Below are 12,419 nucleotides of genomic sequence, written 5' to 3'. Positions count from 1 at the left end.
GGACTGGCCAGCGCGGCGAGCACATCCCGTTCCAGGCGGGTCAGTGGGAGGACGCGGCCGGCCCAGCTGACCTGTTGCCGCTGCTGGTCCAGCACCAGCCGTCCCAGCGCCACCGCGCCCGTTCCGGCGGCGGAGGCGGTCGGGTCGTCGAACAGTACGGCGCGGACCGCCTGCAGGTCGGGAAACATCAGTACGACACCGTGGCCACTCATGAGGCGAGCCACCTGGGCCCGCTTGCTGCGGCTGGCGGTCACACACAGTATGACCGGCTGTTCGTCAAAGTCCCCCGCCGGGCTGCTCATGGGAGAAGGAAAGCAACTTGCAGATCGTCGGTCAATATCAGGCCGTTGTCTATTCAAACCTCCAGCTCAATGTTGAGCCGATTTTGACCTATTCCTGCCCCATCCCCGGGCTTGAGGGGGGATCGAAGTGCGTCGACGATGATCGCGGGCAGCCGCTTACCAGCGGTTTCCCCGTCCTACACCCTCGGTGACCAACTTCTTGGTCGCCGTCAGCTAGGAGGTCGTCGCCAGATGCGCAATTCGCGAAGAGGACTGCGGAGAGCGGGGCCGGTCGCGGTCGTGGCCGCCGCCGCTCTGCTCCTTGGTGCCCTACCAGCGGCCGCCCGCCCCGTCGACCCGGAACCCGCCGCACCCGCGCCGGCAGCCGCGAGGGCTGAAGTGCGCCAAGCCGCCAAACACGACCTTTCCCAAAAACTGCGCGACGTCGCTCCAAAGGGCAAGAGCGGGCCGGGATCGAAAGCTGCGGCGCAGCCAGCTCGGTCGCTGGACCGGCAAATGGTCGACACCGCCGCCAAGGCGGGCAGCGACGCCGTGCAGCGCGGCTTCACCGCCACCCAGGTACCTGAGTTCACCGCCAATTTCGAGGGCGTCGGCAACCTCGACGGCGTACTGCCCCCGGACACCAACGGCGACGTGGGGCCCAACCACTACGTGCAGATGGTGAACCTGCACTACGCCGTCTACAGCAAGACCGGCAACCTGCTGCTCGGGCCGCTGCCCGCCAACGCGATCTGGTCCGGCTTCGGCGGGCCCTGCGAGACCCGCAACGACGGCGACCCCATCGTCCTCTACGACGAGAGCGCCGACCGGTGGATGGTCACCCAGTTCGCCCTGCCCGGCGGAGCGTCCGGCAACCACCAGTGCATGGCGATCTCCCAGACCCCGGACCCGACCGGCGCCTACTACCGGTACGACTTCCTGTACCACCAGACCCGGATGAACGACTACCCCAAGTACGGGATCTGGCCGGACGCCTACTACATGACGACCAACGAGTTCGCGCCGTCGTTCGTCGGTGCGGGGGCGGTGGCGTTCGAGCGGGAGAAGATGCTGGCCGGTCAGCCGGCCCGGATGGTCTACTTCCACCTCGGACCGGACTTCGGCGGCCTGCTGCCCGCTGACGCCGAGGGTTCCGCCCCGCCTGCCGGGGCGCCGAACCCGTTCGTCATGTTCGACGACGACGCGTGGGGCATCTCGCCGACTGACCGGCTGCTGATGTGGGACTTCAAGGTCGACTGGGCGAATCCCGCGAGCTCCACGTTCGGCAACAACCTCGCGCCGAGCCGCTTCCTGGAGACCGCACCGTTCGACTCGAACATGTGCAACTACGCCCGTACCTGCGTCCCCCAGCAGGGCACCTCGGCGCGGTTGGACGCCATCTCCGACCGGTTGATGTACCGGGCGGCGTACCGCAACTTCGGCGACCACGCCTCGATGGTGCTGAACCACACGGTGGACGCCGACGGCACCGACCACGCCGGCGTGCGCTGGTACGAGCTGCAGAGCACGTCGCCCACCAACTGGCGGATCAACCAGCAGGGCACCTACGCCCCTGACGGCGAGCACCGCTGGATGGCCAGCGGCGCGATCGACGTCTCCGGCAACATCGCCTTCGGCTACTCGGCGTCGGGCCCCACGTCTTACCCGTCGATCCGGATGGCCGGCCGGCTCGCCGGCGACCCGCTGGGTCAGCTGGGGCAGAGCGAGCGCACGCTGATCGCCGGCAAGGGGGCGCAGACCCACTCGGCGGCCCGCTGGGGTGACTACAGCTCGATGTCGGTGGACCCGACCGACGGCTGCACGTTCTGGTTCACCTCCGAGTACATGGCCACCACCAGCTCCGCCTCGTGGCAGACCCGGGTCGGCGCGATGAAGTTCCCCAACTGCGTCGCCGGGCCGCGCGGCGAGGTGACCGGCAAGGTCACCAAGTCCGGTGGCGCGCCGATCGCCGGCGCCTCGGTTCACGTCGGGAACAGCGGCACCGTCACCGACGACCAGGGCGGCTACAAGCTCACCCTGCCGGCCGGGCAGCACGAGCTGACCGCGTCGGCGTTCGGCTACGCGTCGAAGTCCCAGACGGTCACCGTCACCGACGGCGGCACGGTCGCGGCGAGCTTCACCCTCGACGCCGTGCCGACGCGCAAGGTCGCCGGTGTGGTGAAGGACGGCTCCGGCCACGGCTGGCCGTTGTACGCGCGCATCGACGTGGCCGGCCGGCCGGGCGGCCCACTGTTCACCGACCCGGTCACCGGCGCGTACTCGATCGACCTGCCGACCGGCGAGTACGGGCTCACCGTCAAGGCGATGTACCCGGCCTACCAGCAGGGCAACGCGCAGATCACCGTCGGTGACAGCGACCAGGTGAAGAACTTCGACCTCGCCGTCGAGAACACCTGCACCGCCGCCGGCTACAAGTTCAACTACAGCGCTCCGCTGCTCACCGAGCAGTTCGAGTCGGGGACGACCCCGGAGGGCTGGGAGGTGGTCAACCTCACCGCCAACGGCGGCTGGGCGTTCACCGACCCGAAGAACCGGGGCAACCTCACCGGCGGCACCGGCAAGTACGCGATCGTGGACACCGATGCGGCGGGTTCCGGCAAGCCTGTCGACTCCGCCCTGATCAGCCCGTCGCTGGACCTGACCACCGTGCCGTCGCCGGTGCTGCGGTTCAACAGCGACTACCGGGCGCTCAACGGTTTCGCCGACGTCGATGTCAGTGTCGATGGCGGCGCCACCTGGGTGACGGCGTCCCACTGGACCACCACCAGTCGGCGCGGCCCGGTCCTCGAGGAAGTGCTGCTCCCGCAGGCCGGCGGGAAGGCCAACGTGCGGCTCCGCTTCCACCACTCGGCCACCTGGGCCTGGTGGTGGGAGATCGACAACGTCTCCATCGTGAACCGGGGCTGCGACCCGATCCCCGGCGGGCTCGTGCTCGGCCGGGTACTCGACGGCAACACCTCGACCGGCCTGAACGGCGCCACCGTGACCAGCGTCGACAAGCCGGCCGAGAAGGCCACCACCGCGGCGACGCCCGACGACAGCAACCTCGGCGGCGGCTTCTACTGGATGTTCTCCTCCCTGACCGGTGAGCACCCGTTCACGGCGGAGAGCAGCGGCTACGGGTCGGTCACTGCCACGGTGAACGTGGCGGCCGACCGGAGCAACCGCGCCGACTTCGGGCTCAAGGCCGGCCGGCTGAGCATCACGCCCCCGTCGCTGACCAGTAGCCCGACGCTGGGGCAGAAGGCGACGGTGCAGACCACCATCACCAACACCGGCAACGCACCGGCCAGCGTCGAGTTGTCCGAGCGGCGCGGCGGTTTCGAGATCCTCGGGCCCCGTGGCGCTCCGCTGCAGAACCACCGGGTCAAGGGCAGCGGCACGTCGATCGCCTGGCGGGGCGACAGCCAGCCCGGTGACCCGACGGAGCCGTCACCGTACGCGCCGCCGTGGATCAACACCGCCAACTACCCGACCGCGGTGATGGACAACGCCGTGGCCGCGTACGACGGCAAGGTGTACTCGGTCGGCGGTGCCTCCGCCTCCGCCAACCTCGCCAACAGCTACGTCTACGACCCGGCCAGGAACGGGTGGACCCGGATCGCCGACCTGCCGGTGGCGCTGGAGAAGCCGGCGGCGACGTTCGTTGACGGCAAGCTGTACGTGTTCGGCGGCTGGGACCCGGCCGGCAACCCGTCCAACAAGGTCCACGTCTACGATCCGGCCACCAATGCTTGGCAGACCCGCGCGTCGACCAATCCCGCACCGCGGGCGGCGCCCGGCATCGCCGTAGCCGACGGCCAGATCTACCTGGTCGGCGGCTGTACGGACGGCAACTGCGCCAAGTCCAACGCGGTCGTCCGCTACAACCCGGGCGCGGACACCTTCACCACCGTTGCGCCGTACCCGGTGGCGGTGGCCTGGCAGGGCTGCGGCGGGATCAACGGCACGGTGTACTGCGCCGGCGGCAACGGGCCGACGACGCTGAAGAGCACCTACGGCTACAACCCGGGCACCAACACCTGGACCCAGCTGGCCGACCTTCCGGTCGACCTCTGGGGCACGGCCGCTGACACCGCCAACGGGATGCTGCTGATGTCCACCGGTGTCATCAACAACTCCACGATCGTCACCAACCAGGGCTGGGCGTACGACCCGGCGGCCAACTCCTGGTCGGCGCTGCCCAACGCCAACTTCGCCCGCTACCGGGCCGGGGCGGCGTGCGGGTTCGTCAAGGTCGGCGGATCGACCGGTGGCTTCACCCCGACGCCGGAAAGCGAAATGCTGCCCGGCTTCGACCAGTGCGCCGCCGTCACGGACGTTGCCTGGCTGTCGGCGTCCCCGACCACGGCGACGCTGCAGCCCGGCCAGAGCGTCAAGGTGACCGTCACGCTCGACGCCACCTCGGCGACGGACGTGAGCCAGCCCGGCACGTACACCGCGCAGCTCGGGGTGAAGAGCAACACCCCGTACGCGGTGAACCCGATCGACGTGACGATGGTGGTGCAGCCGCCCAGCGACTGGGGCAAGCTGGCCGGCACCGTCACCGGGGTCGGCTGCCAGGGCAACAAGGCCCCGCTGCGGGGCGCCACAGTCCAGGTCAACGGCAAGAAGGACTGGACGTTCACGCTGAAGGCGGACGCCAACGGCCGGTACGCGATCTGGGCGCCGGCGGGCGCCAACCCGACCCAGGTGATCGTCGCCTTGGACGGGTGGGCCCCACAAGCCCAGAAGGCGAACATCAAGAGCGGCCAGACGGTGACCACCGACTTCACCCTCCGGCCCAGCAGGTGTTGACCGGCAGCTGAGATCATCCGGGCCCGCGCCGACCTGATCGGCGCGGGCCCGGCCCCTTGCCGGTCGCCGGTCAGGTTCTCTCGAACTGAGGAGATCGGCGCGGCGACTGGTATCGAGTTCCTCGAGGACGTGCCGCCGACAGCGGGGTGCCGCCTCGGAGGTCAGGCGCTCTCGCGGTCCTCCAGCCCGACTGCGGCGCGCAGCTCGTCCCGATCGCGCCGCAGGTCGGGGTAATTCTCGGCGTGCTGGTCCATCAGGTCGGACAGGGCGTCGGCGATGGCGTTCAGCTTCTGCTGCACCGCCGCGTCGGCGCGGGTCTGGGTGTTCTGCAGCAGCGCCACGAGCAGGAACGTGATGATCGTGGTGGCGGTGTTGATGATCAGTTGCCAGGTGTCGATGGTGAACCAGATGACGGTGGGGGCCCAGACGAGGACCAGGATCAGGCAGGCGGCGAAGAACCAGGCGTGGGAAGCGTAGCCAGCCACGGCGGTGGCGAACCGGTCGAAGAATCCCGGCCGAGAGGAGACGTCGGTCGGCATCTTCGCCGTCCTGTCGGGGCGGTCGTCGACAGCGGTCATGGGGTCACATGTTCCCCGGCGACCGCTGTCACTAACGTCCCCTCGATCGCGCTGGCACCAGGTCAGGTCATGCTGGCCTTCGGGGCGCCGCGGCCCGGGTCGATCCGGGTGGGGCCGGCGGCGGAAGGGCGTACGTCGAAGTCGAAGATCTCGGTGGGCAGGTAGACGGTCGCGCAGGAGTTCGGGATGTCCACCACGCCGGAGAAGCGCCCTTCGATCGGTGCCGCGCCCAGCAGCAGGTACGCCTGCTCGGGCTGGTATCCGAAGCGGGTCAGGTAGTCGATGGCGTGCAGGCAGGCGCGCTGGTAGGCGAGCTGCGAGTCGAGGTACCGCTGGTCGCCGTCGAGGGTGACCGAGATTCCGGAGAAGGCCAGCCACTGGCTGAACTGGGGCGGGGTGTTTCCCGGCAGGAAGATCGCGTTCTCGGTGACGCCGTACGTCTGCATGCCGTTCTTGATCAGGTCGACGTGCAGGTCGATGAACCCGCCCATCTCGATGCCGCCGCAGAAGGTGATCTCCCCGTCGCCCTGGGAGAAGTGCAGGTCGCCGACGGACAGGTTGGCGCCGGGCACGTACACCGGGTAGAAGACCCGGGTGCCGGTGGTGAAGTTCTTGATGTCCTGGTTGCCGCCGTTCTCGCGGGGCGGAGCGGTGCGTGCGGCTTCGGCGGACACCCGGTCGAACTCGGCGCCGGTGAGGGTGCCGAGGATCGCGTCCTGGGGCTCGGGCGGCAGGGACAGGGGTGGAACCCGCTCCGGCGCGGTGGCGCGCAGCGCCCCCTCCCGCTGGTTCCACGTGGCGAGCAGTGCCGCGGACGGGGCGGTGCCCATCAACCCGGGGTGGGACATCCCGGTGAACGACACCCCGGGGATGTGCCGGGAGGTGGCTCGGTGGCCGGTGAAGTCCCAGACGGCCTTGTACGCGTCGGGGAACTGTTCGGTGAGGAATCCGCCGCCGTTGCCGGTGGGGAAGATGCCGGTGTAGCCCCAGCCCTGGCCGGCCAGGGGGCCGGAGTCCTCCTGCGGGATGGGGCCCATGTCGAGGATGTCGACGATGAGCAGGTCGCCCGGCTCGGCGCCCTGGACGGCGAACGGGCCGCTGAGGGCGTGGACCCTGGTCAGCGGGGCGTCCCGGACGTCCTCGGCGGAGTCGTCGTTGTGGATCGCGCCGTCGAACCACTCCCGGCAGTGGACGCGGAACGACTGGCCCGGTCGTACCGTCGCCACGGGCGGGATGTCGGGGTGCCACCGGTTGTGCCCGATCTTCGCCTGGTCGGTGAACCTTCTGTTTGAGTCGAGGGCAAACAGCAGTTCAGGCACGGCACTCTGCCTTTCGTTCGTTCCGCCGAAGCGGGCCAGGTGGGCCGGGCCGCCGGGGCCGGGTCACCATCGGGGCAGGCGGGCGTGGGCGGGATTCGACGATCGGCGAGCCGGCCGGCCGCCTGGTACGCGCCCGACCACGTCCGGCCGCTCCGCGCTGCCCTCGGCCCGGTCGACCGCCTCGCGGAGCGCGGTTGGCATGCGGCCGAGTCGTGGCGCGGTGAACATGCGCCCGGCCGGGACCCCGCACCGCGGACAGCGCATCGACGGGCCGGCCGTTCCGATCGGCAGCGTGACGTCGAAGCTGCCGTCCTGCCGGCAGCGGTACTCGTAGGTGGCCATCGCCGTCCCCTGTCCAGCCTCCCGTGCGGGCGGTGGCCGGCCTGCGGCGGATCGCCCTGTCGCCTCAATTGTGGGGCGATTGCGGGCAGGAACGGTGCAAAACGACAAATCCTCACCCTGGACAGCCCGGCGGTCCACCCCTCTTGGTGGTGCCCCTGGCGGCGCTTAGGATCAGTGCAATGGCACACCTTACAGAGGGGTGTTGATGGCCCCCACCGAGTGCAGGCAGGCTCAACCGAGAGCGTGCTGACCACGACGGCCGGCCGTTCGAAACGCAGAAGGAGTCACCGTTGCGCGCAGGCAAGCCGCCGAAGCTGTCCGAGATTGCGGCATTCGCGGAGTACATGAACACGGGCTGGGGCGTGCCGGACCGTACTCCGTCGGTTGTCCCCGGCGCCGTCGAGGCGGCCGCCGCCCACCGGGCCAGACTGGCCGAGGCGCTCCCCGGCCGGACCATCGTGCTGGCAGCGGGGGAGGCGCCCGTGCGCAGCAACGACACGACCTACGACTTCCGCCCGGACAGCGACTTCCTCTGGGTGACCGGCTGTGACGTGCCGAACGCCGTGGTGGTGCTGCGCGACGGCGACCCCACGCTCTATCTGCCGCCACCCGCCGCTCCCGGCGACCCCGGCTTCTGGACCGACCGTCGTTACGGCGAGCTGTGGGTCGGGGCCGAGCCCGGGCTGGCCGAGTGGGCGCGGGCGCTGGGCGTCAAGGTCCGGCCGCTCTCCGAACTCACCGAGGAGGTGACCCGGGACGAGGAGGTTGGCCGCACCCTCGCCGAACTGCGCATGTACAAGGACGAGTGGGAGATCGGGCAACTCCGCGCGGCCGTCGACCGTACGGTCGAGGGTTTCGCCGCGGTGGTCCGCGAGATCCCCACCGCGATCGCGGGGCCCGGTGAGCGGTGGCTGCAGGGCACCTTCGACCGGTACGCGCGGGCGTACGGCAACGGCCCCGGCTACGCCACGATCGTCGGCAGCGGCCAGCATGCGCCCACCCTGCACTGGGTGCGCTGCGACGGCCCGGTGCTGCCGGACGAGGTGCTCCTGCTCGACATGGGTGTCGAGGTCAACAGCTTCTACACCGCCGATGTCACCCGCACGTTCCCCGCCTCCGGGCGGTTCTCTCCCGTCCAGCGGCAGGTGCACGACCTGGTGGAACAGGCCCACCGAGCCGGGCTGGCGGCGGTGGGCCCCGGCCGTCGGTTCACCGATTTCCACCACGCGGCGATGGAGGTGATCGCACGGGGCCTGGCGGACTGGGGACTGCTGCCGGTCTCCGTGGACGAGGCGCTCTCCGACACCGGCCAGCACCACCGGCGCTACCTGGTGTGCGGTATCGGCCATCACCTGGGACTGGACGTGCACGACTGCGGCCGGGCGACAGAGGAGGCATATCAGGGCGCGACCATGGCACCTGGCATGGTGCTCACGGTCGAGCCCGGGCTGTACTTCCACGCGCACGACCGGACCGTGCCGCCGGAGTTGCGGGGTATCGGCGTGCGTATCGAGGACGACCTCCTGGTCACGCCGGACGGCATGGAGGTGCTGTCCCGTGCGCTGCCCCTGGACGCCGACGGCCTCGAGAAGTGGATGGCGGTCCAGACCCGGTGACCTCCCGCCGTTCGGCGCTTCTGGCCCGTAACGGCGCGCGCTTGCCGGCGATCGTGATGAGCATCAATGTCACGAGCATGTCTCACACCGCAAATAGCAGTTGATCTCTATTGCCGGGCGGCTGGAGCGGGTGTTACTCGTTTTAGAGCAGGTTGATCACCAAGTGGCCGGGAGGCGTCGGCGATCGTCGCCGCCCCCTGGCCGAACGGCGGCGACCCCGCCACGGAAAGGTGGACCAACTCATGGACGACGCGAAGAACAAGAGACTGAGCCGGCGCCGCATCCTGGGCGGAACGGCCGGACTGGCCGCCGGAGCCGCGGTCGCCGCGGCCGGGCTGCCGTCCGGCGCCGCGTCCGCCGCACCCGCGCAGACCCCGCCCGACCACGCCCGCTGGCAACAGCAGGCCGCCCACGTGACTATCACCCGCGACGACTGGGGCGTCCCGCACGTGGTGGGCAAGACCGACGCCCACGCGGTGTTCGGGATGATGTACGCCCAGGCCGAGGACGACTTCAACCGGGTCGAACGCAACTACCTGGTCAGCCTCGGCCGCCTCGCCGAGGCCGAGGGCGAGGGCGCGCTCTGGCAGGACCTGCGCCAGCGGCTGTTCATCGACCCCGAGGAGCTGAAGCGGGACTTCGCCAACAGCCCGGCCTGGCTGCGCGAGCTGATGCAGGCCTGGGCGGACGGGCTGAACTACTACCTCGCGACGCACCCCGAGACGAAGCCACGCGTGATCACCCGGTTCGAGCCGTGGATGCCGCTGAGCTTCTCCGAAGGCAGCATCGGCGGCGACATCGAGCGGGTGCCGCTCACCCAGCTCGAAGCCTTCTACAGCAAGCGCACGATCGAGATGACCGACGAGGAACGCGGCCTCCTGTTCCGCGAGCCCAGCGGATCGAACGGCATCGCGATCGCGCCGAGCCACACCCGGGACGGCAACGCGCTGCTGCTGATCAACCCGCACACCAGCTTCTTCTTCCGCTCCGAGCAGCACGTGACCAGCGACGAAGGGCTCAACGTCTACGGCGCCGCCACCTGGGGGCAGTTCTTCATCTACCAGGGCTTCAACGCCAACACCGGCTGGATGCACACGTCCAGCGGCGTCGACAACGTCGACGAGTTCGCCGAGACGATCGTGACCGGGGCGGACGGCAGCCACTCCTACCGCTACGGCGACGAGCTGCGCCCGGTGACGACGAAGAAGATCACCCTGTCCTACCGCACCGCGGACGGCCGGCTGGCGCGGCGCAGCTTCACCACCCTCGCCACCCACCACGGGCCGATCGTGCGCGAGGTGGACGGCAAGTGGATCGCGTTCGCGCTGATGAACAAGCCCGTCGAGGCGCTGCAGCAGAGCTTCCTGCGCACCAAGACGCGGGACTACGCGGACTTCATCCGGGTGGCCGACTTCAAGGCCAACAGCTCGAACAACACCCTCTTCGCGGACTCGAAGGGCGGGATCGCCTTCCTGATGCCGCAGTTCATGCCGATCCGGGACGACCGCTTCGACTACCGCAAGCCCGTCGACGGCAGCGACCCGACGACCGACTGGCGCGGGCTGCACAGCCTCGAGAGCCTGCCGCAGGCGGTGAACCCGAAGAACGGCTGGGCGTTCAACGCGAACAACTGGCCCTGGACCGCCGCCGGCGCGGACAGCCCCGACGCCGCCGACTATCCGCGCTACTTCGACCAGGCCGGCGAGAACCCGCGTGGGCCGCAGGTGATCCGGGTGATGACCGGGCGGACCGACTTCACCCCGCAGACGCTGATCGAAGCCGCCTTCGACCCGTACCTGACCGCCTTCGCCCGGCTCGTGCCGCAACTTGTCGCGGCGTGGGACAAGCTGCCCGCGGGCGACCAGCAGAAGGCGAAGCTCGCCGGCCCGATCGGCCTGCTGCGCGGCTGGGACTACAAGTGGGGCGCGCAGTCGACCGCGACGTCGCTGGCTGTGTTCTGGGGCGAGGCGCTCTGGGCGCCGCTGTCCCAGGCGGCGAGAGACGCGGGCATGTCGATGTGGGACTACCTGGCCGAGCGCGCCACCGACCCGCAGCGGCTCGCCGCGCTCGAGACGGCGGCGGACCGGCTCACGCAGGACTTCGGCAGCTGGCAGGTGCCCTGGGGTGAGATCAACCGCTTCCAGCGCAACGACGGCGCGGTCACCCAGACGTTCGACGACGCCAAGCCGAGCAGCCCGGTGCCCTTCACCTCCGCGCAGTGGGGCTCCCTCGCCTCGTTCGGGGCGAGGCGCTACCCCGGTACGAAGCGCTACTACGGCACCAGCGGCAACAGCTTCGTGGCGGTCGTGGAGTTCGGGCCGAGGCTGCGCGCCTGGGCGGTGACGGCCGGGGGCGCGAGCGGGCACCCCGACTCGCCGCACTTCAACGACCAGGTCGAACGGTACGCCAGCGGCAACCTCCGGCCCGTCTACTTCTACCCGGAGGACCTCAAGGGCCACATCGAGCGGAGCTACAAACCGGGCAAGTGATCGACGGATCAGGGGCAGTTCGTCGACGCCGATGCGGGTCAGACCGGCCTACCGGCCGGTGCGCATCGGCGTCGACGCTGGCCCTGGTGCCGCTTCAGGGTTGATCGGGTAGGTCGTGGTCGAGCAGAGCCCGCAGGAAAGCCCGTTCGTCCTCCGGGACGTAGGAGACGTAGTAGTCGTAGAGATTTTGGCGGGCAATCCGTGCTGCGGCGGCTCCGTCACCGGCTCGTACCGCCTCGAGCACCTCGGCGTGATGGGTGATGCTCTCCTCCATCTGGGCGGTGCGGTCGAGCGCGTGGGCGATCTTCTCCGCGATGAGCGTGAGCGCCACCGACCGCACCACCTGGTTGCAGACCTGTAGGAGTCGGTTGCCGCTGGCCCTCGCGACCGCGTCGTGGAACGCCACATCGGCCCGGCTGAACTCTTCGTATCCGAGCCGCACGCTGTCGCGCATCACCTCCAGCGCTGCGTCCATCTCGGCGAGCTGCTCTTCGGTGCGCAACTGGGCGGCGAGCAGGTTGGCGGTGGCGTCCAGCAACATCCGGAACTGGATGAGCTCGGTCAGGGTGACCTCGGACAGCCGGGCCAGGGTGGTCATCGACTTCTGCAGGGTCGCCGGGGAGAACGGCATGATCTCTGCCCCCGCCGGATCACCCGCCCGAGAGCGCACCAGCCCGTTGCTCTGGAGAACTCGCAGCGCCTCGCGCACGCTTGCCCGGCTGACCGAGAACTGCTGGACCAGGTCGCGCTCGGAGGGCAGTCGTTCGCCCGGGCGTAGGTCACCGCGCAGGATCGCCTCCTCGATCTGCTGCACGATCCGTTCGTAGGCACGCACGGGCTGGACCGGCTCAAATCGCGGCCGTGGGGCCACTGGCTACACCTCGTTGTCAAAGTCTGCATGAGCGCTGGCGACCAGCGGGATCCAGACCGTCAGGCCAGTGTGGACGAATCGACGACCAGCCATAATGCCCGCCGG

At 69.7% G+C, this 12,419-nt stretch carries 7 protein-coding genes and 1 pseudogene; 3 read left to right on the top strand and 5 right to left on the bottom strand.

The annotated features are described in order from the left end of the window. A pseudogene (locus tag ABZ570_RS31955) lies at positions 1-212 on the bottom strand (transcriptional regulator); the annotation flags it as partial. A 585-nt stretch (positions 213-797) separates the two neighbouring features. Between ABZ570_RS31955 and ABZ570_RS31950 the strand changes: the two are divergent. Continuing rightward, the gene (locus ABZ570_RS31950) at positions 798-5,099 is read left to right on the top strand and encodes a carboxypeptidase regulatory-like domain-containing protein (protein WP_358071579.1); all 4,302 of its coding nucleotides are present in this window, start codon (positions 798-800) and stop codon (positions 5,097-5,099) included. Between the two features lie 161 nt (positions 5,100-5,260). Here the strand turns inward: ABZ570_RS31950 and ABZ570_RS31945 are convergent, their stop codons facing one another. The 3 genes from ABZ570_RS31945 to ABZ570_RS31935 form a co-directional block, all read right to left on the bottom strand. Then, positions 5,261-5,677, bottom strand: coding sequence for a low affinity iron permease family protein (locus ABZ570_RS31945; protein WP_358071577.1), 417 nt, complete (start codon positions 5,675-5,677; stop codon positions 5,261-5,263). Between the two features lie 62 nt (positions 5,678-5,739). Beyond that, positions 5,740-6,996 carry a formamidase gene (gene fmdA, locus ABZ570_RS31940; RefSeq protein ID WP_358071575.1) on the bottom strand — a complete coding sequence of 419 codons (1,257 nt, stop codon included), beginning with the start codon at positions 6,994-6,996 and terminating at the stop codon, positions 5,740-5,742. 63 nt (positions 6,997-7,059) lie between these two features. Beyond that, positions 7,060-7,338, bottom strand: a complete 279-nt coding sequence (locus ABZ570_RS31935; RefSeq protein WP_358071573.1) for a zinc ribbon domain-containing protein — start codon at positions 7,336-7,338, stop codon at positions 7,060-7,062. A gap of 290 nt (positions 7,339-7,628) precedes the next feature. Here ABZ570_RS31935 and ABZ570_RS31930 point away from each other — a divergent pair, with 290 nt between their 5' ends. Both ABZ570_RS31930 and ABZ570_RS31925 read left to right on the top strand, forming a co-directional pair. Continuing rightward, positions 7,629-8,954, top strand: a complete 1,326-nt coding sequence (locus ABZ570_RS31930; RefSeq protein ID WP_358071571.1) for an aminopeptidase P family protein — start codon at positions 7,629-7,631, stop codon at positions 8,952-8,954. A 242-nt stretch (positions 8,955-9,196) separates the two neighbouring features. Continuing rightward, complete coding sequence (locus ABZ570_RS31925; protein WP_358071569.1) at positions 9,197-11,443, top strand: penicillin acylase family protein; 2,247 nt, start codon at positions 9,197-9,199, stop codon at positions 11,441-11,443. Between the two features lie 94 nt (positions 11,444-11,537). On the opposite strand, the gene ABZ570_RS31920 is transcribed toward ABZ570_RS31925, so the two are convergent. Beyond that, positions 11,538-12,257, bottom strand: a complete 720-nt coding sequence (locus tag ABZ570_RS31920; RefSeq protein WP_358071567.1) for an FCD domain-containing protein — start codon at positions 12,255-12,257, stop codon at positions 11,538-11,540. Between the last annotated feature and the right edge of the window lie 162 nt (positions 12,258-12,419).

This window comes from Micromonospora sp. NPDC007271 (assembly GCF_040634005.1).
Classification (GTDB): Bacteria; Actinomycetota; Actinomycetes; order Mycobacteriales; family Micromonosporaceae; genus Micromonospora.
This window is presented reverse-complemented; position numbering and strand designations above follow the sequence as displayed.